Genomic DNA, 24,114 nt, shown 5'->3' on the forward strand with positions numbered 1-24,114 from the left:
CATGAGACTGCCGCTCACGCCGCCGCTGGAGCCCATGCTCGCCACCGCCGTCCCGGACATCCCCGTAGCCGAGGGGATGAGCTACGAACCGAAGTGGGACGGCTTCCGATGCGTCGTCTTCCGCGACGGCGACGAGGTCGCCTTGGCCAGCCGGGGCGGCAAGGACTTCACGCGCTACTTCCCGGAGGTCATCGAGCAGGTCAAGGCGCAGCTGCCCGAGCGTTGCGTGATCGACTGCGAGCTGGTCGTCATCCGGCGCGAGGAGGGCAAACTGCCGCGCCTCGACTTCGAGCTGCTCGCCCAGCGGATCCACCCCGCCGCCAGCCGCGTCCGCAAGCTCGCCGAGGAGACTCCGGCCGAGATGGTGGCCTTCGACCTCCTCGCGATCGGCGACGAGGACCTCACCCAGACGCCCTTCCCCGAGCGCCGGGCTCGGCTCGAGGCCGAGCTGTCGGGCGTACGCCCCCCGGTGCACGTCACACCGTTGACGACCGACCCCGAGACGGCTCGCCGCTGGTTCGTGGAGTTCGAGGGAGCGGGACTCGACGGGCTGATCGCCAAGCCGGCCGATCTGCTCTACGTGCCGAACAAGCGGCTCATGCGCAAGATCAAGCACGCCCGGACGCTGGACGCCGTCGTCGCCGGGTTCCGCTGGCACAAGTCCGGCCCGATCGTGGGATCGCTGCTGCTCGGTCTCTACGACGACGACGGCCTGCTGCACTCGATCGGCGTGACCTCGGCGTTCTCGGCCGCGCGCCGCAAGGAGCTGCTCGACGAGATCGCCGAGCTGCGTGATCCGGCCGAGCACCCGTGGCTCGATCCGAAGGAGGGCCAGCGCCTGCCGTCCGCGCCCAACCGGTGGAACTCGACCAAGGACACCTCCTGGGAGCCGCTCGCCCCGAACTGGGTGGTCGAGGTCGGCTTCGACGCGATGGAGGGCGACCGGCTGCGGCACACCGGGCAGTTCGTGCGCTGGCGGCCCGAGCGTGACCCGCGCTCGTGCACCTATGAGCAGCTCGAGCGGCCGATCAGCCTGGACGTCGAAGAGGTGCTCGCGAGCGGCAAGTAGGCTCACGGGGTCGACGTCGATCGCCCGGAAGGACCTCACGTGCGCCGGATCGTGCTGTTGGTGGTGGCCGCGCTGTTCTCGGCCGCCTGCTTCCTGCCGGGTGGGCTGGGCGGCTCCGACGAGGGCGCCGCGCCTTCCCCGACGAAGGACGGCATCTGGACGCCGTGCACCGACGAGGCGCGCAAGATCTACCCGCAGGCCTCGCGGAGCTTCCAGTACCACTGCGCCAAGGTCGACGTCCCGAAGGACTGGGCGAAGCCGGACGGCCCGAAGATCCAGATCTCGCTGATCCGCGCCCGCATCGGCAGCCAGTCCGACCGCATCGGCTCGCTGCTGGTCAACCCGGGTGGCCCCGGTGGGTCCGGTGTGGACACTGCCGTCTACCTGACCAACGCGCTGCCGGTGCAGGTGCTGCGCCGCTTCGACCTGGTCGGCTTCGACCCGCGCGGAGTCGGCCGCTCCGCTCCGGTCAAGTGCATGACCGACGAGGACCTCGACGAGTCGTTCGGGTCCGAGCCCGACCCGGTGCAGCAGTCGCAGTTCGACCAGATCGTCGCGCTGACCAAGCGGATGGACGCCGGCTGCCAGGCGAAGTACGGCGACGACCTGAAGCTCTACGGCACCGTGCAGGCGGCCAAGGACATCGACGCCATCCGGCAGGCGGTCGGCGACGAGAAGCTCACCTACCTGGGCTACTCCTACGGCACCCTGCTCGGCGCGACGTACGCCCAGCTCTTCCCGAAGAACATCCGCGCGATGGTGCTCGACGGCGCGGTCGACCCGACGATGAGTTCGGTGGAGGCGAGCGAATCCCAGGCCAAGGGCTTCGAGCGCGCCTTCACGAACTTCGACTCGTGGTGCAAAGACCACACCTCCCGCTGCCCGATCGCACCGGACGCCCGGGGCGCCATCACCAAGGCGCTGGACGAGGCCCGGGCCAACCCGGTGACCTACGAGGGACGCAAGGCGACCTCCGGCTGGGTGTTCTACGCCGTGATCTCGGCCCTCTACACCCAGGACCGCTGGACCGACCTGGCCGACGCCATCGACTCGCTGCACGACGGGGACGCCGAGGCGGTCTTCGAGCTGGCCGACGCGTACGCCGAACGCACCCCCGGCGGCAGCTACAGCAACCTGTTCGACGCCAACGCCGCCGTGAACTGCACCGACGACGACGCGCCGCCGAGCGTCAGCCAGATCCGCACCCTCCAGTCGGAGTGGCGCGAGAAGTACCCGCTGTTCGGGGCGCCGCTGGCGATCGGCTCGCTGACCTGCTCGGTGTGGTCCGGCGGGCGGGACCCGGTCCCGACCGGCAAGGCGAACGGGGCGCCGCCCATCGTCGTGGTGGGCACCAAGGGCGACCCGGCGACCCCCTACGAGCAGACTCCCGCCCTGGCGGAGATGCTCGGCGTCGGGCACGTGCTGACCTGGGAAGGCGAGGGGCACACGGCGTACCCGGAGACGTCGTGCATCTCGTCGGCGGTCAACGCTTACCTCATCGACCTGACCGTCCCCGCCGAAGGCAAAACCTGCCCCGCCTAACCCACCCTTGTCTTTCTGGTTGATCATGAACTTACGGTCGTGCTCGACGGCGTGTCGGCGTCCCTAGGCCCGTGATCAACTCCCCAAGTCAAATCATCGAGGCGTGAGCCGGCTCGTCAAGGTGCGGACGCGCTGCCGGACCAGCCGCGCCCGTCGTTCGGAGTCGGCGACGGCGTACCGCAGACGCTGGCCCAGGCGCGGAGACGGGCAGTCGGACGGCTCGTAGCCCAACGCGGTCAACCGGCTTCGGAGCACCGTCTCGCAGAGCGCGATCTCGTCGGCCGTGAGCCGGGTCCGCCAGGACCCGGCGCGGGCCCGGCCCACCGGCTGGCGCGTACGCGAATGCCACCGTTTCCCGGCGGGCACGGCGTCGGCGGCGATCTCCGACGGCTGCGTCATCGCGGGGTCGAACTGCTCGCCGAGGAAACCGCACAGATCCCGGAGCGTCCCGTCCGGATCTGCGACGAGGTCTTCGTAGCGCAGTTCGTAGTAGGAGTCCGCCGGCAGGGCACGGGCCGCTCGCCGGGCGCAGTCGACCGCGTACGCCCACTGGGCGGCCAGCGACGCGATGTCCTTGCGCCTCTGCCAGGGCATCTCCTTGAGGGAGGCACAACAGTCCCGGCCGTCGCGGACGATCGTGACCAGTTGAGCCGTCGGGAACAGTCGCCGGATCATGTCCACGTTGTTCAAGTACGCCGGCCGCTTGTCCCCCCAGCGCGGCTTGCCGAACCGTTCCGCGTACGCCTGAAGCACGATCGCGAAGAGCGCGCCGAGGTCGCCCGGCCCGTCGATGAGCCGAGCCCGGATGTCTTCGGTGTCGAGCCGCAGATCACCGAACTTGGACTGCGGCCGGTCGACGATCCAGCTCGCGAGCCGGGCCCGATTCGCCGTGCGACGCAGGTCGCCGAAGGTACGCCGGGCCAGGTACCCGGGCAGCACGAAGCGGTTCTCCGGCGGAATCGCGATCCGGGGATGCCGGTGCAGCATGAGCTGCAGCATGGTGGTGCCCGAGCGGGGGCACCCCATCACAAAGATCGGACGTTCCGTACCATTATCGGTCATTGCCTCCGAATTGTCGGCGACAAGCCTCGCCGCTCACTGGAAGCGCGCCCGATCACCGTTCACAAAAAGTTCAAAACTCACTCGGCGGGCGTACGCGCCCGACTGGGTTGCACGCGCATCGGCTCCCCCGGCATCTTCGGGTAATCCGGCGGATACGGCTGTTCCACGGGATCGGCGGCCCACCATTCCATGAGCTTTTCCAGCCCGAAGACCTCGCCGTCACGCTCGGCCCACGGATCGCCCGACTCGGCCAGCCGCTTCGGCACCGTCCGCAGATCGAAGTCGTTGGGATCGACGTCGCGCAGCTCGTCCCAGGTCACCGGGGCGCTCGCGGTGGCTCGTTCGTTCGCCCGCAACGAGTACGCCGCGGCGATGGTCCGGTCGCGGCACATCTGGTTGAAGTCGATGAAGATGCGCTCGCCGCGCTCCTCCTTCCACCACGCCATCGTCACGCGCTCGGGATGCCGCCGCTCCAACTCCCGGCCGAAGGCGATGGCGGCATGCCGCGCCTCGATGAAGTCCCACTCCGGGCGTACGCGGACGAACAAGTGGATGCCGCGCCCGCCGGAAGTCTTCGGGTACGCCGTCAGCCCGGCCTCGGCGAACAACTCCCGGGCCAGGAAGGCGACCTCGACAGCGTCGGAGAAGTCCGTCCCCGGCTGGGGATCGAGGTCGATCCGCAGCTCGTCCGGGTGATCCGGGCGCTCGGAGCGGACCGGCCAGGGGTGGAAGACGATCGTGCCCATCTGGGCCGCCCACACGAGGTGCGCGACCTCGGTCGGGCACAGCTCGATCGCCTTGCGGCCGCTCGGGAAGGTGATCTGGGCGGTCGTCAGCCAGTCGGGCGCACCCCGTTCCGGTACGCGCTTCTGATAGAACGCCTCGCCGTCGATCCCGTCGGGGAACCGTTGCAGCGTCGTCGGCCGGTCGCCGACCGCACGCAGCATCGCCTCCCCCACGGCCAGGTAGTACTCGAAGACGTCCCGCTTGGTGTAGCCCGCTCGCGGAAAAACGATCTTGTCAGGGCTGCTGAGTCTTACGGATCGCTTACCGACCTCATACGTCTGCGCCTCGGCCTTGGGCATACGGCGACGCTACCCCGTACCGTGAAGGCATGGAGAAGATCTCGGAGGACGAGTGGCGTGTCCGGCTGAGCCCGGCGGAGTATCGCGTGCTCCGCGAGGCCGGCACCGAGCCCGCCTTCACCGGCGAATACGTCGACACCAAGACCAAGGGCGTCTACCGCTGCCGCGCCTGCGGAGCCGAGCTGTTCAGCAGCGACACGAAGTTCGACAGCCACTGCGGCTGGCCGTCCTTCTACGACCCGAAGGACGCCGCGGTCACCCTGAAGGAAGACCGCTCGTTCGGCATGGTCCGCGTCGAGGTGCGCTGCGCGAACTGCGACTCTCACCTCGGGCACGTCTTCGAGGGCGAGGGCTACCCGACGCCGACCGACCAGCGCTACTGCATCAACTCGATCAGCCTGACCCTGGAGCCGGCCGACGCCACCTCGTGATCATTGCGTCAGCCATGCTGTTAACTCGGGCATTTCACCGCGCGAAACCACTTGGCTGACGCAATGATCACGCGAAGCGGCGACGCGCACGAGGCGGCGAAGCGCGCGATCACGCGAGGCGCGTGGGGGCGGGCGCGGAAGGACGCGGAGCGGCGACCTTGTCCAGCAGGGCGCCGACGACCACGCCGATCAGGATCGCCACCGAAGCGGGCAGGTAGTAGGCCATCCACGACTTGGCCCCGGCCAGGATCAGGATCGTGTTGCCCAGCACGAGCACCAGGGTCGCGAGGACGACGCCGAGGATGCCGCCGCGGCCGGTCGACGCGCTGATCCCGCCGAGGAGGACGACCGCCGCCGCGACGAGCAGCCGGCCGCCGTCACCGGCGGGTGAGGCGAAGCCCAGGTAGCTGATGAACATCACGCCGCCGATGCCCGCGATCAGGCTGGACAGGCCGAAGCTGCCGATCGCCTGCAGGACGCGGGGGCCGAACGAGGCGGCGGCCCGAGGCAGCCCGGTGGCGAGGAAGACGACCGCACCCATGACCGAGCCGAGGACGAATACTGCGGCCCAGATCGCGATCATCCACACCTCGGGGCGCCCGGCCCCCGGGACGATGAGGCCCTGTGCGTCGGACAGCGCGAACGACACCGCCTCGGCGATCCCGAGCCCGCCGAGCGAGACGGCCCAGCCGGGTGCGCCGGTGAGACCGGTGATCCCACCGAGGATCAGGCCCAGAATCAGCACGGCGACGACGGCCACGGCTCCGGCGGCGAGGTCCGGCCAGTCCTCCTGGACGAGCTTGGCGTAGACGATCCCGGCCAGCATCGCCTGGGCCGCGACGGCCAGGTTCACCGAGCGCAGGCGTACGGAGACGGCCAGCGCGGCGGCCAGCAGGCCGGTCGCGGCGAAGTTCAGCCAGACGTTGCGGCCGATGACGTCGACGCCCTCCTGCACGACGAGGTAGGCGACGCCCACGATCGCGAGCAGGAGCAGAATCGCCTCCCAGCCGAGGTGCGCGAGCAGTCCCGCACCACGGCGGGGACGTGGGGCCTCGGGGGCGACCGGAGGGGCGAGGACCGTCATGCGTCCACTATAGAGGTCGATGCGAGATCGCCTCGGCCACCAGAATCTGCGACGCCTCCAGGGCGTGCTCGCCGTCCTCGATCGTCCACAGTGAATTCTGCAGGGTCCGGCCCAGGGTCCAGTGCACCGCCCGCTGCCGGTCCAGCCCCATGACCTCCACCATCGCGTCGAACCGGCGGCGTACCGCCCGGTGCGGATCGTTGGCCGCGAGCACCTCGGGCCACCGATTGTGCAATGCCGGAAGCAATTCGAACGCCGGATCGCCGGACAACGGCTTCGGGTCGATCGCGAGCCAATCCTCGCGGTCCGCGGCGAGCACGTTCTCGAAATGCAGATCCCAGTGCAACAGCTGATCGCCGCACTCACCCGCCACCTCGCGCACGGCCCCGGCCCACTCCAGGAGCAACCGGCGGTCGTCGGGATTGACCAGCCGGCGGGCGGCCTCGGGCGCGAACTCCAACATGCCCGCGGCTATCTCACGCAGGCTCCGGACACCTTCCGGGGACTTGTACGCATTAAGGCGTACAAGTAGCTGGGCGGTGATCTGCACGGCCTGGACGTCGTCGCGGACGCCGACCAGATCATGCCGGGAGTCGAGGCGCTCCAACAGCAACGTGCCCGCGGCCGGATCCTCGCGGAGCAGGCGCACCGCGCCGTCGCCGTCCCAGGTCCGCAGCGCCGCCGCCTCGCCTGGATGGTCGGGGTCGTCGATCTGAAGCTTGAGCACGGCCGGCCCGTCGGCGGTCCGCACCGGCACGACCAGGGCGACCACCCCGTTCATGACCGGGCCGTCCACGGTGAGCCCCCAGTTGGCGAGATGATCGGCGACGACCTGTGGCGCGTCGGCGACCCAGGCGCGGCCGCGGTCACCGTAGTACTTCGGCAAATTCGCGACGAGCTGCTCGGGAACGATGATCGGCACACCGCGAGGCTAATGGAAAACTCTGTCAACCGAAGGGCACGGCCAGCCGGTACCTTCTCGTGACGATCACGCGGGGAGGGTTCCATGGCGGACGGTGTGGAGTTCGAGGAGTTCGTACGCACACGCTCCCACCACTTGCTGCGGCTGGCTTACGCCCTGACCGGCGACCACGCCCACGCCGAAGATCTCCTCCAGACGGCACTGGCCCGATCGTGGTCGGCGTGGCGGCGCGTGCAGGGAGATCCGGAGCCCTACGTCCGGCGGGTGCTCGTCAACACCTTCAACAGCTGGTGGAGCCGGCGATGGCGCGGCGAGTTGCCGACCGAGACGCTGCCCGAACAGGTCGCGGCCGGCGCGCAGTCGTCGGTGGAGGATCGCGACCAAGTACACCAGGCGTTGCTGCGCCTACCGCGCCAGCAGCGGGCCGTCGTCGCGCTGCGCTTCCTCGAAGACTTGAGCGAAGCGCAGACCGCCGAAGTCCTCGGCATCACACCGGGCGCGGTCAAGACGCACTCCTCGCGAGCGCTGGCCCGGCTGCGCTTGGACCCGACGCTGAGCGAGCTGCCCGAGGTGATGCCGATCGGAACCGAACGGGTCGTTGCCGTCCGGGAGCGGATCGCGCAGCGCCGCCGTGCCCGGTTGGTCACGATCGGTGCCGCCTGCCTCGTCGTGGTCGCCCTGATCCTCGGGTACGCCCTCGCCCCGGCGGCGTTCCACCGGTCGATCCCCCCGACCGTGCGGAAGGTCAGCTTCTTTCCCGAATACCAGTCCGGCTACCACACGGTGGCCAGCCGGGTCGTGCCGTTCTCGGAAGCCTCGCAGGTGACCCTGCGCTGGCGGCTGGAGTCGCTGAGCTACGGGCTTCAGCTCGACTGCGTCCATCAGACCGCGGGGACCGTGGTCTTCGCGACGGTGACGATCGGCGGGCGCGATACCGGCCGCATCAGCTGCGACCGAGCAAGGTCGCTGAAGCCCCCCGGTGGCCGCTTTCATCTGGAAGCCGACTTCTGGGCCGAACGCGGGTTGGCCCTCGGTGACGAGGTGATCGCCACCCTGTCCCTCTCCGCGAAGGTCGCGGTCACGGACGACAAGGGTGACGCCCCATGGGGACCGGACATCCAACCACCAGCGTCGGGCATGGTGGCAGTCGCCGTGAGCGAAGCTGTGCCGTTCCAGCGCTACCCGCTCCCGCCTCGGCCGCGACAGCTCACGCCCATGCCGACCCAGCCCATGCCTCCGCTCGGTCCCACCGACGTCCCCCTTTCGGCGGCCCATCGGTATGCCGTCCGCCTGAACTGGAACGGGCAACTCTGCGTACGAGGCCGATCGCAGACTCCGGGAGTTCTCACCATCTTCGTCGACGGCGTTCCGATCGGCTCACTGTCTTGGTGGAGTTATGTGCTGACCCAGAACAGCCGGAATTTCACCCCGGCGGATCTTCGCAGGGCGGGACTCACCCTCACCGACGGTCAGCCGATCACGGTGACGGTGGAGCCGCAGTTCTTCACGGGCGACTGGCAGTTCTATCCCTACAGCCCGGAGGGCCCATCCGCTGACGCGGACGGGCCCTCCGAGGCCCTCTGCTACTAGGGGGCCCTAGTTGGCGGACTCGATCGCCGGAGTGTCGGCGGTCGACGTGACCTCGATGCGCTTCGCGGCGGCCCCTGCGTACGCGCCCGCGACCGTGATGGTCAGGATGCCGGCGTCGTACTCGGCGGTGATCGCCTCCGACGTAACGTGCGCGGGAAGCGCGAACGAGCGGCGGAAGCTGCCGTAGCGGACCTCTCGCAGGGTCCGGCCGTCCTTCGCCTCGGCCCGTTCGTCCCGGCGCTCGCCGCGTACCACGAGGTGGCCGCGCTCGATCTCGACGACGACGTCCTTGGCGACGTCGAGACCGGGCAGCTCCAGGCGGACGACCGCGTCGTCACCGTCGCGGTCGATCTCAGCGGCCGGGGTGAAACCGCTGGTCCGCACGGTCGGGCCGAAGGTGCGGCGAACGATCTGGTCGAACTCGGCGAACGGGTCCCGGCGGGTCCACAGCGAAAGCGTGCTCATCGGTGTCTCCTCAAGTCTGGGTGGCTATCCCGCACAACTTGAGTCGCCTCGACTCAATTCCTGGCTGTGACTGGGGTCACGTAAGAGGGCAGCTCGATCTTGCTGCTGACCTCCTGACCCACCTTCAGCATCGCGTTGAGCAGGAACTTCCGGCTGAGCAGGCCGTCCCGGGCCATCCGCCCGAAGGTGGTCGCCGGGGCGAGGAACTTGCCGGTGCGGTCGCCGCCCACCTGGGTGCCTTGGGCGTACGGGCGGACGAGGCGCTCATAACGCTCGAAGGCGGTCCGATGGTCGCCCCCGGCTTGGGCCAACTCCCCTGCCAGCACGTACGCCGCCACCGTGCCCGTGCCGGTGCCCATCCCGCCGATGGTGGCGCCGCAGGCGGCGTCGCCGACCAACCCGACGCGTCCGGTCGACCAGGGCTCGATGTCGACTCGGCTGATCGAGTCGAAGTACAGCTCCTTGGCGTCGGCCAGGGAGGCCAGCAGCCGTGGCGTCTCCCAGGCGAGGTCGCCGAACGCCCGGCGGAGGATCTCCTTCTGCTGCTCGACGTCGTGCCGGTCGTACGCGATCGGATCCGACTTGAACATGAGGAACGCGCCCGCCCGAGCCGCGTCCCGGTACGCCCGCCCGACCGAGACGAGCCGCCCCGGCACGTTGTAGTTGAGCGATCCCGGGGGCAGCCCGAGATAGTTCGGCAGCTCCCAGGTGGCCACGTAGTAGCCGAGGTACGACTCGTACTCGCCGGCCGGGAACGCCAGCCGCCGCACGTTGGAGTGCACGCCGTCGGCCCCGATGACCAGGTCGTACTGCTCTTGCCGGCCAGAGGCGAAGGTGACGTCCACCGCGTCGTTCCGCTGGTGCAGGTCGGTGATCGAATCGCCGAAGACGTATCGGGCGCCGGCTCGCACGCCGTGGTCGTAGTAGACCCGGGCGATGTCCTCTCGGAGCACCTCCAACTCCCCCGCGGCGAAGTCGCTCGGCAGGTGCAGCCGGGCCCGGCCGCGCTCGTCGACGAAGGTCATCGGGCTGCCGTGCGTACGCCGGGCGCGGAGATCGTCGAGCACGCCCATCCGCTCCAAGACGGTGAAGTGGGCCTCGCCGCGGAAGTCGACCGCCTGACCGCCGCCGCGCAGGCTCGGGGCGATCTCGACGACGGTCGGCTCGAACCCGTAGCGCGCCAGCCACAGCGCCAGGGCAGGACCGGCGATGCTCGCGCCGGAGATCAGGATCTTCATGACTCCCCCAAAACAGTGTCTGCTGGAAACAGTTATTAGTGTGTACGCTGGACACTGTTTTCGCAACCCTGATTTCGAAGAGGTCCGGCGGTGGATGGTCTGGAACTGCTCTGGAATGCGCGCCCACAGCCGAAGCGGGGTCCCCGGCCGGCGCTGACGACCGAGCAGATCGCGCGTACGGGGATCGAGATCGCCGACGCCGAAGGGCTGGCCGCCGTGTCGATGCAACGGGTGGCGGCCGACCTCGGCTACACGAAGATGTCGCTCTACCGGTACGTGCCCGGCAAGGCCGAACTCGTCGCCCTCATGGCGGACCTGGCGATCGGCGGGCCACCGTCGTTGGCCGGCAACGGCTGGCGCGAACGGCTGGAGTCCTGGGCACGGGCTTTACTGCCCGGCTTCGCCCGGCACCCCTGGGCCATCGAGGCGACGACTGGCCCTCGGATCCTCGGTCCGAACGAGGTCGCCTGGATGGAGGCGGCTCTATCCGCATTGGACGGAACGGGCCTCCGGGGCTGGGAGCGCATGGACGCCGTCGTGGTGATCTCCGGCCACGTACGCATGATCGCCACCCAGCTGTCCGCCACGCCGACCGGCGATCCCGAACGCCAGCTCGGCGCGGTGCTCCTCGAGATCATGCGCGAGCACGGCGACCGATTCCCGGCCGTCAACGCGGCGTTGACGTCAACGGTGACCGACGGGGGTCAGGACCATGCGCTGGACTTCGGGCTCGCCCGCATCCTGGATGGCATCGGCGTCCTGATCGACTCCCGCCCCTAACCGCCGCACACCCTCCCCGCGCACGCCTTCCGCACACCTCCCCGCGCACCCTTCCGCGCGTGATCATTGCGTCAGCCATGCGGTTTCGCGCCGCGAAATGCCCGAGTAAACAGCATGGCTGACGCAATGATCACGCAGTCAGCTGTTGGGCCGCAGCGTCCAGGTCACCGTCATCTCGGCGGCCACCGCGCCGTCGCCACGGGTGATCGCGATCGCCACGTCGAACTCCGGGCGAGTGCCGGCGGCCAGTTCGGCGACGACGTCGGCGACCGGACGCGTCAGACGAGCGGTTGCGCGTACGTCGCCGACGGCGAGCTTGCGATAGGCGATCTGGGCGGTGACCGCCAACGGAACGGCGTCGCTGAGCTGTGCGCCGAACGCGGCCAGCACGACACCGCCCGAAGCGGTCTCGCCGATGGAGAACATCGCTCCGGCGTGCGGGCCGCCGACATGGTTGTGCAGGTCCGGGCGGTCCGGTAGGTCGGCGACCACTTCGGTGCCGTCCGGCGAGACGGAGGCGAACGTGATGCCAAGGGTCTTCACGAGCGGCACCGACTGCGTCATGCCGTCGGCGAGGGCGGCCACGTCAAGGGTCATGCCGCCAAGTTACTCGCGGGTAACCGATGCGCGCTACCCGGTCGGCGTCCCCATTCAGTCGGCCGTCGTGAATCGGACGTCATGGTCGGCCCCCGGCACCAGGAACTCGAGCAACCGCCGGCCTTCCGCCTCGATCGCCGACCGCTGCCGAACCGGGAACGGCTGGAACGACGTGACGGTCACATGCGCCTTGCCCTTGCTCTTCTCGGGCCGCCAGCTCGCCCGCACGAACCCGTCGACCAGAACGCTGCCCAGGGCCATATTGCTCAGCGGCCACAACAACTTCCGGTACGCCGGATCCAGGACGCGGGTGCGGTCGGCGTACGACAAGAGGATGTTGTCGAAGTCGTAGAGGAACCGGACGGGCGCCTCGGCATCGGCCTCCGGCCGAGGCGCCTCCGGGACGTCGAACAGCTCCCGGCCCTGCTCATCCGCGTATGCGACAAGCCTCGGCCGCAACCGCTCGAACACCTCGCCGAGCCGGGTGAGCCCGGACCACGTCTGGGCGTCCTGCACGGAGGCGGGGCCGAACGCGGTCAGATAACGCACGATCAGCTCGTCGATCGACGGGTCGGTCGCCAGCGGACGGCCCAGGTATTGCACGGCGGGGACGTGCACGGCCAAGCCACTGCGCCCCCAGAGCCCGCGCGGCGGCGGCTGGACGAGCGCGGCGTAGGTGCGGACGGCTTGTGCCATCGACTGACCGTCGCGATCGGGCCACTTCTCCGCCAGGCGCTTGCCGAGATCGTTGAAGGTCATCGGCTTCTCCTCGAGCAGGCTCACCCCCGCCGCGACGACCTCCGCCAGATCGACTCCCGGCAGCTGCTTGCCCCAGTTGGACGCGAAACTGCGCTCGCCGACCGTCTGCACCAGCGGCCGCACCGTCAGGGCGTCGTCGGCGGTGACGAGATGGATCGTCGACCGCATCGCGGCGATCCGGACCAGCACCCGGTCCTCCATCAGGGTGACGACCTGCTGCGGATCGAACTCCGCCAACCGGCCCCACAGTCCGGCGTACCAGCTGTGCGTGGTCTGGGCCTGCAAGCCGCACAAGTGCTCGACGGCCTCGACCACCGGCCGGCGTGAGCGACGGAGCAGGAGCTGGCGGTCAAGGGTCGCGCGGTTGAGATCGCGCAGAGAGAGCACAGCGGGCACGAACCAGATCTACCAGCCGCCCCCGACATTCGGCGAGCTATCGTTGCGAGCCATGACGGCGCGGGAGGACGACGAGTGGCGGCGCCGGCGCGACGACGCCGTGGCCAAGCACGCCGCCGCGGTGGCGCGTGCCCGTGAGATCGAGACGAACCAGGCCCGCAAGCTCGTCGCCGACTTCGTCGAGGAGGCGCGACGGCGGATGCTGCCGCCCGAACGGCTCATGGCCTTCGCGTTCAACGGGCGGTCCCACTACCGGACCGGGCTGCACGGCTGGTACATCCATCCGAATCACTCTCTCGCGGTCGGGGTCGACGGCGAGTTCTACGTCCTCGGCGTGCCGGCGTCGCTGCGCTCACGGCTAATCGGCGCGCGGCCCGCGCCGAGCGATCCGATGCTGGTCATCGGCCGGGGCGCCAAGGACGGCGAATCGATCTCCCTGCGTGAGCTTCTGCACAGAAGGCTCGCGGCGAACACGGGAGACGCGGAGTCCGACCGTTAGGGTGGCGAAATGCTCAAGGGCTTCCGAGACTTCATCATGCGCGGCAACGTCGTCGACCTCGCGGTCGGCGTCGTCATCGGGGCGGCGTTCGCCACGCTCGTCACCTCGTTCACCGACACGTTCCTCACCCCATTGATCAACATGGTCGGCGCGGGTGACGACTCCAAGCTGAGCGGCATGATCCCGCTGCCGGGCACGAACCCCAAGACCGGCCTGGACAACGGCATCCCCTACGGCCAGTTCGTCAGCGCGATCATCGCGTTCCTGCTGACCGCCGCGGTCGTCTACTTCCTCGTCGTCCTGCCGATGAACAAGTTCGCGGAGCGCTTCAAGAAGAACGGCAAGGAGGCGGCGCCGGCTCTGCCGAGCGAGGAGATCCAGCTGCTGCGCGAGATCCGGGACGCCCTGGTCGCCGCGAACCGTACGCCGTCGCCGCGCAAGCCCGAGCCGAGCACGGATTCCTCAGCCTTCACGGACCGCTAACTCGGCGACCACGCCGTAGTGGTCGCTGCCGGGCCCGCCGGAGTCGCCGAGGGCGAACAGCGAGCACGCCGCGACGGTCAGCGTGGGGCCATGACGTCCACATCGGACCATGATGTAGTCGATCCGCCGGGGTAGTGGCTGAGCCATGTCCCCGGCGAGGACCAGCCGATTGCGCGGGGTGAAGGTGTATCCCGGGTCGACCGGGTGCAGCGACTCCCAGGCGTCCCGATAGCACACGCTCGTCCCGTCGAGGGACTGGCGGCCGGTCCAGAAGCGTACGCTTGCCGAGTCCGGCGTCGCGTCGAAGTCGCCGACGAGGATGACGTGCCGGGGCGCCTCAGCCCGTTCCGCCGCCAGGTCCTCGATCGCCCGCGCGGCCGTCACGGCCTGCAGCTCCCGTTCCCGTTCGAGGCCGAACTCCCAGCTCGGCTTGTGGTGGACGAAGAACAGCGGGCCGATCGGCTCCGGCGCAGCCACCTCGATCACCGTGACCGCGCCGATCCAGCCGACGGCGGGATCCACGCGATCGGTGACGTGCAGGTCGACGTGGTACGTCGCGTCGATCGGCCAGCGGCTCGCCAGCCCCGCTCCGCAGCCGTCGGCGGTCGCGCCGGGCTGGCGTACGTGGTGATATCCCTCACCGAGGACGTCCGCCGCCTGGTCGTAGCCGTCGATCTCCACCGTCTCCTGCAAGGCGACCAGGTCCGGGCTCAGGCGGAGGAACTCCGCCCGCAGGACGTCGCGCCGGCGCGGCCAGCCGGCGTGGCGGCCGAACAGATTGAGGGTCGCGACGCGGAACACGTCCACGAGGACTGGTGTACCCCCGGAGAGGGTCGGGTATGCTTCCGGACGTGGCACGTCGGTATTGGCGCTTTACGCTGGCTCTGGGTGGAGCCGGCGGTCTTATGCGCTGACCGACCACCACCCAGAGCCAGTAAGGCGGAGACCTCCCGGTCTTCGCCTTTCGTCATTCCAGGACGGGCTCTGGCACTGGTTGGACCGGGCCCCGTCCCCCATCAGGCGGGAGTATCGAGATGACCATCACCAACGACCTGCACGTCGCCGCGTTCGAGCCGCTGGAGCCGCCGTCGGCGCTGCTCGCCGAGTTCCCGCTCGGGGGCGTACGCGCGGATCTCGTCGAACGCACAAGACAAGAAGTCCGGGACGTCCTGACCGGCAAGGACGATCGCCTGGTCGTCGTGGTCGGCCCATGTTCGGTGCACGACCCGAAGGCTGCCCTGGACTACGCCCGCCGCCTGGCTGCCGCGGCCGAGCAGCACGCTCGCGACCTGCGCATCGTGATGCGGGTGTACTTCGAGAAGCCGCGGACCACGCTCGGGTGGAAGGGTCTCATCAACGACCCCGGCCTGGACGGCACCTACGACGTACGCCGGGGTCTGCGCATGGCCCGGGAACTGCTGCTGGACATCCTCGATCTCGGCGTCCCCGTCGGCTGCGAATTCCTCGACCCGATCAGCCCGCAGTACATCGCCGACGCGGTCACCTGGGGCGCCATCGGCGCGCGTACCACCGAGAGCCAGGTGCACCGGCAGCTCGCGTCGGGCCTGTCGATGCCGGTCGGCTTCAAGAACGCGACCGACGGCAGTGTCGGCGTCTCGATCGACGCCTGCCACGTGGGCCGCAGCAGCCACGTTTTCTTCGGCGTGGACGCCGACGGCCGGGCCAGCGTCGTGACCACCACCGGCAACGAGGACTGCCACGTGATCCTGCGCGGCGGCAAGACCGGGCCGAACCACCTGCCCGGCCCGGTGGCGGCGACACTGATCGCGCTGGAGAAGGCCGGCCTGAAGCACCGTCTCGTGATCGACGCCAGCCACGGCAACAGCAACAAGGACCACGTACGCCAGTCGGGCGTGGCGGTCGAGATCGCCGACCAGATCGCGGCCGGGCAGAGCGGCATCGGCGGCGTGATGCTGGAGAGCTTCCTGGTCGGCGGCCGTCAGGACCTCGAATCCGGGCGGCCGCTGACCTACGGCCAGAGCGTCACCGACGCCTGCATGAGCTGGGCCGCGACCGAGGAGGCGCTGGCCACGCTGGCCCGCGCCGTGGTGGCGCGACGGGCAGCCGCCTGAACGTCAGGCATTGCCGTGGTAGTAGGGGGATCCGGGATCGGTGTACGGGACCGGGTCCTCCTGCGGCGCGGAGGTCTCCACGGACTCCACCATCCGGCTGGGCGGGACGCGATCGGGCAGCTGCCCGTAGCGGATGAACCGGAACAGCTCGGCCTCGTCGTCCGTCATGGGGGTGATCGACTCGGGCTCCATGGCTCCATCGTCACCCCTGCGAGCGACCTCGGCCATCCGGCACACGGACCGATCCCGATCAGGGCCGCACCTGACGTATCCGACATGTTATGCACGGTCGGCCGGTCGGAGGATGTCCGGAGGGTGACAAGCTCAGCACACTGTGCCCGTGACTGGGGGGCTCTCAAGAACCATGACCGCGCTGGTGGCCGCGCTGTGCCTGATCTCCGCGGCGGCCTGCGGCAAACCGGACGAGGTACGCGTACTGCCGGGGGCGAGCGCGTCCCCCGAGGCGAGCGGCTCGCCCGCTCCCGCGAAGTACGCCGGTTTCTCCGATCCGGCCGGCGTGGGCAAGCCCTACGGCACAAAGGTGAACGGGCTGCTGACCTTCCGCGGCAACCCCACCCGGTCCTACTTCGGCACCGGACCGGCGCTGCGGACCAAGCCGTCGCAGTTGTGGCGCTTCCCGAAGTCGGGCAGCCTGTGCCACCCGTCCACGGACGAGAAGGGCACCCGGATCTGGTGCGGTTCCGGCTGGACCGGCCAGCCCGCCGTCTTCGAGCGCGACGGCCGCACCTGGGTCGTCTTCGGGGCGTACGACGCGAAGGTCCACTTCCTCGACGCCGACACCGGTGAGCGGATCATTCCCGACTTCCCCACCGGGGACATCATCAAGGGCTCGGTGACCATCGACCCAGACGGATACCCGCTGGTCTACTCGGGGTCGCGCGACAACTACTACCACATCATCGCGATCGACCGCGGAAAGCCGGTCGAGCTGTGGAAGCTCTCGGCCCACGCGGTGTCGCCGACCAAGTGGAACGACGACTGGGACGGCGCCGGGCTGATCATCGACGACTACCTGTTCGAGGGCGGCGAGAACAGCCAGTTCCACATCGTGAAGCTCAACCGGGGCTACGACAAGAACGGCAAGGTGACGGTCAACCCGAAGCTGGTCTTCAACGCCCCCGGCTGGGACTCCGACCTGCTCAGGGCGATCGGCGACGGCATGGTGTCGATCGAGAACTCCGTCGCGATCTACCAGGACACGGTGTACTTCGCCAACTCCGGCGGCCTGGTCCAGGGCTGGGACATCAGCGGACTGAAGACCGGCAAGAAGCCCACCCGGGTCTTCCGGTTCTGGACCGGCGACGACACCGACGCGTCGATCACCGTGGACGCCGACGGCTTCCTCTACGTCGGCTCGGAGTTCGAGCGGAACAACGCCCGCGCCCGTCAGGTCGGCCAGATGATGAAGCTCGATCCGCGGAAGAAGGACAATCCGCTGGTCTGGAGCCAGAAGGACCAGCGCCCGCCGAAGTCCGGGATCTGGGGTTCGCCCGCGCTCTACAAGGACATCGTCATCTTCGACACCCACCCCGGCGACGTGCTCGGCATCGACCGGGCGACCGGGGCGATCCGCTGGAAGTTCCGCGTACCGGGCGGGGAGACCTGGCAGTCACCGGTAGTGGTCGACGACGTGCTCTACATCGGCGACTGCACGGGCGTCATGCGTGCGTACGACGTGGCGGACACGAACGCGCAGCCGAAACCGCTCTGGTCGATGAAGATCGGCGGCTGCATCGAGTCCACCCCCGCCGCCTGGAACGGCCGCCTCTACTTCGGTACGCGAGCCGGCGGCATCGTGGCCCTCGGCACGAAGTAGTCGATCACCCACTCCCGGAGTCGATCAGTCCGCTGGGGACGCGACACCACCACCCGCCCACCCACACGATTCCACCAAGATCACGAACGAAGGTTCATGATCGCGCGGAAAGGACGGGGTGGAAAAGGGTCGATATGTGAGGGAAGGTCGGGTTTGGTCAGGTAGGAAGGATCTCGGCGGCCCATTCCGGGGCGCGGAGGGAGCAGCAGCTTCATGGCCAACGACCTGCAGATCGAAAAGCTCGACCGGGCTTTCGACCACATCGACGCCAACCACTCCGGCGAGATCGAACGGGACGACCTGCTCGGCCTCGGTTCCCGGGTGCTGCTCGGCTTCGGCGAGTCGCCGACGTCGACCAAGGGCAAGCAGCTCATCGACCGGTTCGACGAGCTGTGGTCCGAGATCGTCGAGCACGCCGACTCCGACGAGTCGGGGTCGATCTCCCCCGCCGAGTTCCGCACGGCGATGATCACGGCGTACATCGACGGGCAGAAGTTCGACAAGACGTTCCGCCCGGCCGCCGTGGCGATCGCGGCGCTCTGCGACACCAACTCCGACGGCGCCATCACTCTGGCGGAGTTCCAGGTGCTCCAGTCCGCGTTCGGCACCGGCGACGGGGACGCGATCGCGGCGTTCGAGCGGCTCGACTCCGACGCCAACGGCAGCCTCTCCGTCGACGAGCTGGTCCAGGCGGCGTACGAGTACTACACCGGCGGCGACCCCAAGCTGGCGGGCAACCACCTGTTCGGTCCGCTGTGACCGCCGGCGTCACGAGCGTCCCGGCCGCGCCCTCGCGCGCGGCCGGGATGCCCGGCGCCGCCGATCTGCTGCCGCTGATCGAGCGGGTGCCGGCCCTGGCCGCGCCGTGCCGGCATCACCGCGACGAGGCCGTCATCGAGCTGGCCGTGCAGGAGTGGGCGCTGCGCAGCTTTCCCGAGCTCTATCCGGCTCGGCTCCGGGCCGCGCGGTTCGGGGAGATGGCGTCCCGCGCCTTCCCCGAGACCAAGACGCCCGAGGTGATCCTCTTCGGACAGTGGCTGGTCTGGCTGTTCGTCTTCGACGACCTGCGCGACGACGGTCCGCTCGGGTGGGACGAGGGGGCCGTCGACCGGCTCTACGACGCCGTCCTCAGCTCGTGCGACACCATGCCGCCGCTCGACGCCCACCCGGTCGTGCGCGCCTTCCGCGACCTGTGGGCACGCACCGCGCCACGTTCGGGTGCGAGCTGGCGGGCCATGTTCCGGGTCCATCTCGCCGAGCACCGTGCGGCGTGCCGCTACGAGGCGCGCTTCCGGTCCGCACGACGTCTGCCCTCACCCAGCGAGTACGCACACCTGCGCCGCCAGGCCAACGGTTCGTTCCTCTTCGACCTCCCGGAACCCGTGCTGGGCGCGGAACTGCCGGGCGATCTGCGTACGTCGGCGGCGTGGCGCGAACTGTTGTCGGCGTGCAACGACATCACGGCGTGGTGCAATGACATCGCCTCGGCGGCCAAGGAAAGCGCGCACGGCGACGTGCACAACTACGTGCTCGTCCTGGCGCACGATCGCGGAGTCTCGTTGGCGGCGGCCGCGGACGAGGTGCTGGATCGGATCGCCGGACGGATCGACGATCTGACCGCCGCCGCCCGGGCGCTCCCGGCCGAGTTCACCCGGCTGGAGCTGAGCAAGGCGGCCGCGCGGGATGCCAGCAAAGTCGCGATGGTGCTGCTGGGTGCGCCGCGCGGCCATCTCGAATGGCTCCTCGAATCCGCCCGCTACGCGCGCCCTTGATCGCGCTGGATCAGGGTTCCGGGTCGAATCTTGCCTCAAGATTCGACCGCGAACCCTGATCCAGCGGTGAACGGCTCCGCTACGGGTAGGTGAGGCCGTAGCCGAGCGGGAACAGCGGGGTCTTGCCGTCGCCGTCGTTGATCGGCTGCTGGGAGACGCTCGCCATCCAGGTCGAGGGCAGTTTCCCGGTGGGCTTGTAATCGCCGAAGAGGACGTCGGCCACCCCCGCTCCCTCGGTGCCCGGCAGCCACGCCGCCAGCAGCGCGTTCCAGTTCGGCAGCTCGGCCGCGACGTCGAGCGGACGGCCGGAGACGAGGACGACCACGACCGGTACGCCCTTGCCCCGCAACGTGTTGATGACGCGCAGGTCGTCCCGGTCGAGGCTCATGCTGCCGGTGCGGTCGCCCTGGCCCTCGGCGTACGGGGTCTCGCCGACGACGGCGACGGCGACCTTGTAGCTGCTGTCGATCCCCGTGCCGCGCTGGCTGTACGTGACCGTGGTCCCCGGCCCGGCCGCGGCCCGGATGCCTTGCAGGATGGAGGTTCCGGGCGTGATGTTCCCCGACGATCCCTGCCACGAGATCGTCCAGCCACCGCATTGGTTGCCGATGTTGTCGGCGCTCTTGCCGGCCACGAAGATCTTGTTGTTGTCCTTGGCGAGCGGCAGGACGTTGCCGGCGTTCTTGAGCAGCACCTGCGACTGGCGTACGGCTTGCCGGGCCAGGGCACGGTGCGCGGCGCTGCCGACGGTCGGCGTGAACGACCGGTCGGTGTAGGGCTTCTCGAACAGCCCCAGCTCGAATTTCTTCGTGAGGATGCGTCGGTTCGCGTCGTCGATCCGGCTCATCGGCACGTGCCCGTTGGCGACCTCGGCGCGCAGCGTCGTGATGAAGTTCTTCCAGGCGGTCGGAACCATGACCATGTCGATTCCGGCGTTGATCGCGGCGGTCACCTCGGCGGCGGTGAAACCGCTCGCGCCGTCGATCTGGTCGATGCCGTTCCAGTCGGAGACGACGAAGCCGGAGAACCCGAGCTCGCCCTTGAGCACGTCGGTGATCAGGTATTTGTTGCCGTGCAGCTTGACCCCGTTCCAGCTGCTGTAGGAGATCATCACCGAGCCGACGCCGCGCTGCACCGCCGCCTGGAACGGCGGGAGGTGAATCGCCCGGAGGTCGGCCTCGGAGAGCACGGTGTTGCCCTGGTCGTCGCCGCCCTCAGTGCCTCCGTCGCCCACATAGTGCTTGGCGGTGGCGAGGACCGACGACGGGCCGTTGAGCGACGTGCCCTGCAGGCCCGTGATGATCGTCGACAGCGAGGAGGCGATCGAGGGCACCTCGCCGAACGACTCGTAGGTACGCCCCCAGCGGTCGTTGCGGGCGACGCACAGGCAGGGCGCGAAGTCCCAGTCGATGCCGGTGCCGCTGACCTCCTCGGCGACGGCCTGCCCGATCTGCTGGACCAGTGCGGGATCGCGGGTCGCGCCGAGCCCGATGTTGTGCGGGAAGATCGTCGCACCGACCACGTTGTTGTGGCCGTGCACGGCGTCGACGCCATAGATCATCGGGATCTGCAACGGCGTCGCCAAGGCCCCGGCCTGGAACGAGTCGTACATGTCGGCCCAGCTCGTGGCGGTGTTCGGGGTCGGGGCCGAGCCGCCGCCGGACAGGATCGACCCGAGGCGGTAGGTGGTGACGTCGGTGGCGGTCGCGCTGCCGCGCTCGGCCTGGGTCATCTGGCCGATCTTCTCGTCGAGCGTCATCCGCGACAGCAGATCGGCGACGCGCGTCGCGACGGGCAACGACGGGTCCTGGTACGGCAGCCCGGCAGCTTGGACGCTGCCAGGCAGGGTCATCCCGGCTAAAACTAAGACCGGAACAAAGAGCAGGGACGCGCGGGAACGGAAGACAGTGGGCATGACCTACGTGTACGCGCGACTTCGATCAGTGTCAATCGGGCGATCTCCTGCGCTGGATGAGGCACGTCATGACACGGATCGGGCGATCCGCACGGCCTCCTCCTTCGCGGTCACGCCTTCGAGCCGGTAGGTGACCGAGCCACGCTGCCAGACGAGACACGGCCCGGACAGCCGGGTGGTCTCCGTCTGCTGCCTGCCCCAGCGGTCCACGTAGACCAGTGGATGCGGCTCGGCCAGCCAGATGAGGTCGCCGCCGACCCATTCGACGCCGTCGGCGGTCTTCGTGAACGCCAGTTCCAGGGTGCCGTCGACTTCGTCGAGGCGTACGCCGGGGTAGATCAACGTCACCACGCGGGGATGCCCGTCCGGGCCGGGATCGGCCAGCTCCACCCGCTGCGGGTCGCCGAGTGCCGCCGGTACGCCGATCGGGAAGGCCGCCCGCGCGCGGGCCTGCGCCAGATCGCCGCTGGTCAGGTTCGGCAAGGGACTCGGAGTCGGGGCAATGCTCGGCGCCGGTTCGCCGTGGCGTACCTCGACGCCGCCGAGCCGCAGGATCGTGGTCACCACGTCGGCGACGGCCGTGCGTACGGGCGGGACGAAAACGACCGTCAGCACCGTGGCGATCACGAGGACGGCGACGATCAACTGCGTACGCAGCTTGGCCAGCGCCCGGCTGGCCCGGGACTTCACCGTGCCCTTCGGCCGGTCGAGCAGGTCGGCCGTCTCCGCCTCGGACATGTCCAGCAGGTAGCGGTAGACCAGCACGTCCCGGTCGGCGGGGCTGAGCTGTTTGAGCGCCGAGACCAGCTCCTCACGCCGTTCGGCCGACAGCGCGCCGTCGACGGCGTCGTCGCGTTCGATCGGCAGTCCTTCGGCGGCCGCCGCCCGTTCCAGCAGACCGGCCCGGCGCTGGCGGGTGCGGTGCAGATTCCGGGTCTCGTTCGCGACGATCGTCAGCAGCCACGACCGGAACGACGAGTCGCCGCGGAAGGTCCCCAGGCGCCGGTACGCCTTGACGTAGGCCTCCTGCACCACGTCCTCGGCGTCGTCACCCGCCCCGAGCAGGGTGGCCGTCCGCCGGGCGAGCGCGCTCGTCCGGGCGACCAGCTCCGCGTACGCCTGCTGGTCGCCGGCCGCGGCCCGCTCCACGAGCGCGGCCTCAGTGACGGCTTCGGATTCCATGGACTCCAGGATGACGCCTTTCGACACATGACAAGACACCGCGGGAACCCGGATGGTTCCACCGGTGTCGGCAGGACATGACGACACGACGGAATCTGCTCATGCTCGCGGGGGCGGCGGCGGCCGCTGCCGCGACGGCTGCCTGCGAAGCGACCGACGAAGCAAGTCCGGCTGCGGTACGCGTACCAGATGTGCTTGTCGTGAGGACTCGCGACGGCCTGGCCGTGGCCCGCGACGGCGGCCTGACCCCGGGCCGGGCCGGCGCCCTGTCGGCGACCGGTTCGACGCTGTGCCTGGCCACCGCGGCGGACAAGACGACGCAGCTGGACTTCACGACCACCTTGGCCGGTACGCGCCTCGGCGGTTATCCGGTGGACGGCCGCTGGACGCCACGAGTGGTGCACGCGGACGGGTCGATGGTCGCGTTGGCCGCGCCCGAGGCCGACCCGCTGCGGCCGCAGGCGCGCGAGAAGACCACGATCGTGATCGCGGACTCGAAGCGGATCCTCCACGAGATCACCGTGCCGGGCGTGATCGAGCCGGACGCGTTCACCGCCGACCGGCTGGGCCTGTTCGTCCTGGAGTGGCTGCCCGCCACCGCGCCGGACCACTACCGAGTACGCCGCCTCGACCTGGGCACGCAGAGCCTCGAACGGTTGTGGACGCGCGACAAGGTGCCGGTCCCGGCGGGCGCCGAAGAGGAGATGCGCGGCGAAGGACGAACCGCCGTCGCGTCGCCGACCGGACGGGTCCTCTACACCCTCTACACCCACCAACCGGGGCATCAGCACACCCGGGACCTGGTGTCGGGGCGGCCCGGCAACGTGCACGCGTTCGTCCACACCCTCGAGACCGAACAGAACTGGGCCTACTGCGTCGACCTGCCCGATCCGTTCGGGCACTCGCCGAGCGGCGCCTATTCGATCGCGTTGAGCGCCGACGGTTCGCTGCTGTTCGTCGTGGACCTCGCGGCCGGTGCCCTCGCCCGGATCTCCACCGAAACTCTGAAAGTGCTCAACGTCGTCAAGGTCGGCTCCGACACCGGACCGGCGTATGCCGCCGCCTCGGACGAACACCTGTATCTGGGCGGTGACCACGGAGTTCAGGTGCTCGACCTTGCGGGAAAGGCGATCGAGCACTGGGCGACGGCACCAGTGCGGGGCCTCGCCGTCTCACGCGACCTCCAGCGGGTGTACGCCGCCCGCGAAGGCGGTGTGACCTGGCGCGGAACGACATCGGGCGACGCCGCACTCGCCGGTGTCACCGGGCTGGTCCGTGTGGCGTGACGGTTACCGCATTGTTCTCCAGCGTCC

At 69.4% G+C, this 24,114-nt stretch carries 24 protein-coding genes; 12 read left to right on the top strand and 12 right to left on the bottom strand.

The features are described from left to right. Position 1 precedes the first annotated feature (1 nt). Positions 2 to 1,069 (top strand): ATP-dependent DNA ligase, encoded by a 1,068-nt coding sequence (locus AB0H43_RS17745; RefSeq protein ID WP_360000441.1) that lies wholly within the window; start codon positions 2 to 4, stop codon positions 1,067 to 1,069. Between the two features lie 39 nt (positions 1,070 to 1,108). Beyond that, positions 1,109 to 2,611 (top strand): alpha/beta hydrolase, encoded by a 1,503-nt coding sequence (locus tag AB0H43_RS17750; RefSeq protein WP_360000442.1) that lies wholly within the window; start codon positions 1,109 to 1,111, stop codon positions 2,609 to 2,611. Between the two features lie 93 nt (positions 2,612 to 2,704). Here the strand turns inward: AB0H43_RS17750 and AB0H43_RS17755 are convergent, their stop codons facing one another. Continuing rightward, positions 2,705 to 3,637 carry a sulfotransferase gene (locus tag AB0H43_RS17755; protein WP_360000443.1) on the bottom strand — a complete coding sequence of 311 codons (933 nt, stop codon included), beginning with the start codon at positions 3,635 to 3,637 and terminating at the stop codon, positions 2,705 to 2,707. Between the two features lie 113 nt (positions 3,638 to 3,750). After that, complete coding sequence (gene ligD / locus AB0H43_RS17760; protein ID WP_360000444.1) at positions 3,751 to 4,758, bottom strand: non-homologous end-joining DNA ligase; 1,008 nt, start codon at positions 4,756 to 4,758, stop codon at positions 3,751 to 3,753. A 29-nt stretch (positions 4,759 to 4,787) separates the two neighbouring features. Between ligD and msrB the strand changes: the two genes are divergently transcribed. Then, positions 4,788 to 5,189, top strand: a complete 402-nt coding sequence (gene msrB, locus AB0H43_RS17765; protein ID WP_360000445.1) for a peptide-methionine (R)-S-oxide reductase MsrB — start codon at positions 4,788 to 4,790, stop codon at positions 5,187 to 5,189. A 109-nt stretch (positions 5,190 to 5,298) separates the two neighbouring features. On the opposite strand, the gene AB0H43_RS17770 is transcribed toward msrB, so the two are convergent. Continuing rightward, positions 5,299 to 6,273, bottom strand: a complete 975-nt coding sequence (locus AB0H43_RS17770) for a hypothetical protein (RefSeq protein WP_360000446.1) — start codon at positions 6,271 to 6,273, stop codon at positions 5,299 to 5,301. 7 nt (positions 6,274 to 6,280) lie between these two features. Next, a complete protein-coding gene (locus AB0H43_RS17775; protein ID WP_360000447.1) occupies positions 6,281 to 7,195 on the bottom strand; it encodes an aminoglycoside phosphotransferase family protein in 915 nt (304 codons plus the stop codon). Positions 7,196 to 7,279: 84 nt separating this feature from the next. On the opposite strand from AB0H43_RS17775, the gene AB0H43_RS17780 reads away from it, so the two are divergent. Further along, positions 7,280 to 8,785 carry a SigE family RNA polymerase sigma factor gene (locus AB0H43_RS17780; protein ID WP_360000448.1) on the top strand — a complete coding sequence of 502 codons (1,506 nt, stop codon included), beginning with the start codon at positions 7,280 to 7,282 and terminating at the stop codon, positions 8,783 to 8,785. Between the two features lie 6 nt (positions 8,786 to 8,791). Here AB0H43_RS17780 and AB0H43_RS17785 read toward each other — a convergent pair whose 3' ends face one another. Together AB0H43_RS17785 and AB0H43_RS17790 are read right to left on the bottom strand one after the other, a co-directional pair. Beyond that, positions 8,792 to 9,250 carry an Hsp20/alpha crystallin family protein gene (locus tag AB0H43_RS17785; RefSeq protein ID WP_360000449.1) on the bottom strand — a complete coding sequence of 153 codons (459 nt, stop codon included), beginning with the start codon at positions 9,248 to 9,250 and terminating at the stop codon, positions 8,792 to 8,794. Between the two features lie 53 nt (positions 9,251 to 9,303). Continuing rightward, on the bottom strand, positions 9,304 to 10,488 hold the full coding sequence (locus AB0H43_RS17790) for an FAD-dependent monooxygenase (protein ID WP_360000450.1): 1,185 nt from the start codon (positions 10,486 to 10,488) through the stop codon (positions 9,304 to 9,306). A gap of 90 nt (positions 10,489 to 10,578) precedes the next feature. On the opposite strand from AB0H43_RS17790, the gene AB0H43_RS17795 reads away from it, so the two are divergent. Continuing rightward, complete coding sequence (locus AB0H43_RS17795) at positions 10,579 to 11,268, top strand: TetR/AcrR family transcriptional regulator C-terminal domain-containing protein (RefSeq protein WP_360000451.1); 690 nt, start codon at positions 10,579 to 10,581, stop codon at positions 11,266 to 11,268. Between the two features lie 138 nt (positions 11,269 to 11,406). On the opposite strand, the gene AB0H43_RS17800 is transcribed toward AB0H43_RS17795, so the two are convergent. Together AB0H43_RS17800 and AB0H43_RS17805 are read right to left on the bottom strand one after the other, a co-directional pair. Then, entirely contained in the window at positions 11,407 to 11,865 is a 459-nt protein-coding gene (locus AB0H43_RS17800) for a DUF4442 domain-containing protein (RefSeq protein ID WP_360000452.1), read from the bottom strand. Positions 11,866 to 11,919: 54 nt separating this feature from the next. After that, entirely contained in the window at positions 11,920 to 13,020 is a 1,101-nt protein-coding gene (locus AB0H43_RS17805; protein ID WP_360000453.1) for a winged helix DNA-binding domain-containing protein, read from the bottom strand. Between the two features lie 52 nt (positions 13,021 to 13,072). Between AB0H43_RS17805 and AB0H43_RS17810 the strand changes: the two genes are divergently transcribed. Both AB0H43_RS17810 and mscL read left to right on the top strand, forming a co-directional pair. Continuing rightward, entirely contained in the window at positions 13,073 to 13,519 is a 447-nt protein-coding gene (locus tag AB0H43_RS17810) for a hypothetical protein (protein ID WP_360000454.1), read from the top strand. A 9-nt stretch (positions 13,520 to 13,528) separates the two neighbouring features. Continuing rightward, complete coding sequence (mscL, locus tag AB0H43_RS17815) at positions 13,529 to 14,002, top strand: large conductance mechanosensitive channel protein MscL (RefSeq protein ID WP_360000455.1); 474 nt, start codon at positions 13,529 to 13,531, stop codon at positions 14,000 to 14,002. Here mscL and AB0H43_RS17820 read toward each other — a convergent pair. Continuing rightward, positions 13,982 to 14,809 carry an endonuclease/exonuclease/phosphatase family protein gene (locus AB0H43_RS17820; RefSeq protein WP_360000456.1) on the bottom strand — a complete coding sequence of 276 codons (828 nt, stop codon included), beginning with the start codon at positions 14,807 to 14,809 and terminating at the stop codon, positions 13,982 to 13,984. The two genes, mscL and AB0H43_RS17820, sit on opposite strands and share 21 nt — an antisense overlap. Positions 14,810 to 15,036: 227 nt before the next feature. Here AB0H43_RS17820 and AB0H43_RS17825 point away from each other — a divergent pair, with 227 nt between their 5' ends. Next, positions 15,037 to 16,095 carry a 3-deoxy-7-phosphoheptulonate synthase gene (locus AB0H43_RS17825; RefSeq protein ID WP_360000457.1) on the top strand — a complete coding sequence of 353 codons (1,059 nt, stop codon included), beginning with the start codon at positions 15,037 to 15,039 and terminating at the stop codon, positions 16,093 to 16,095. Positions 16,096 to 16,098: 3 nt separating this feature from the next. Here AB0H43_RS17825 and AB0H43_RS17830 read toward each other — a convergent pair whose 3' ends face one another. Continuing rightward, positions 16,099 to 16,287 (bottom strand): hypothetical protein, encoded by a 189-nt coding sequence (locus tag AB0H43_RS17830; protein WP_253756464.1) that lies wholly within the window; start codon positions 16,285 to 16,287, stop codon positions 16,099 to 16,101. Positions 16,288 to 16,459: 172 nt separating this feature from the next. On the opposite strand from AB0H43_RS17830, the gene AB0H43_RS17835 reads away from it, so the two are divergent. From AB0H43_RS17835 to AB0H43_RS17845, 3 genes are all read left to right on the top strand, one after another. Beyond that, on the top strand, positions 16,460 to 17,932 hold the full coding sequence (locus AB0H43_RS17835) for a PQQ-binding-like beta-propeller repeat protein (RefSeq protein ID WP_360000458.1): 1,473 nt from the start codon (positions 16,460 to 16,462) through the stop codon (positions 17,930 to 17,932). A 213-nt stretch (positions 17,933 to 18,145) separates the two neighbouring features. Then, complete coding sequence (locus AB0H43_RS17840) at positions 18,146 to 18,691, top strand: EF-hand domain-containing protein (RefSeq protein ID WP_360000459.1); 546 nt, start codon at positions 18,146 to 18,148, stop codon at positions 18,689 to 18,691. Next, positions 18,688 to 19,704 (top strand): terpene synthase family protein, encoded by a 1,017-nt coding sequence (locus AB0H43_RS17845; RefSeq protein WP_360000460.1) that lies wholly within the window; start codon positions 18,688 to 18,690, stop codon positions 19,702 to 19,704. The genes AB0H43_RS17840 and AB0H43_RS17845 overlap by 4 nt, the downstream gene beginning before the upstream one ends. Positions 19,705 to 19,783: 79 nt before the next feature. On the opposite strand, the gene AB0H43_RS17850 is transcribed toward AB0H43_RS17845, so the two are convergent. Both AB0H43_RS17850 and AB0H43_RS17855 read right to left on the bottom strand, forming a co-directional pair. Beyond that, entirely contained in the window at positions 19,784 to 21,556 is a 1,773-nt protein-coding gene (locus tag AB0H43_RS17850; protein WP_360000461.1) for a glycoside hydrolase family 3 protein, read from the bottom strand. A 129-nt stretch (positions 21,557 to 21,685) separates the two neighbouring features. After that, the gene (locus AB0H43_RS17855) at positions 21,686 to 22,801 is read right to left on the bottom strand and encodes an RNA polymerase sigma factor (protein ID WP_360000462.1); all 1,116 of its coding nucleotides are present in this window, start codon (positions 22,799 to 22,801) and stop codon (positions 21,686 to 21,688) included. 77 nt (positions 22,802 to 22,878) lie between these two features. Here AB0H43_RS17855 and AB0H43_RS17860 point away from each other — a divergent pair, with 77 nt between their 5' ends. Next, positions 22,879 to 24,087 carry a hypothetical protein gene (locus AB0H43_RS17860; RefSeq protein ID WP_360000463.1) on the top strand — a complete coding sequence of 403 codons (1,209 nt, stop codon included), beginning with the start codon at positions 22,879 to 22,881 and terminating at the stop codon, positions 24,085 to 24,087. Positions 24,088 to 24,114: the final 27 nt, after the last annotated feature.

Origin of the sequence: Hamadaea sp. NPDC050747 (assembly GCF_040654195.1) — a bacterium.
Lineage (GTDB): Bacteria > Actinomycetota > Actinomycetes > Mycobacteriales > Micromonosporaceae > Hamadaea.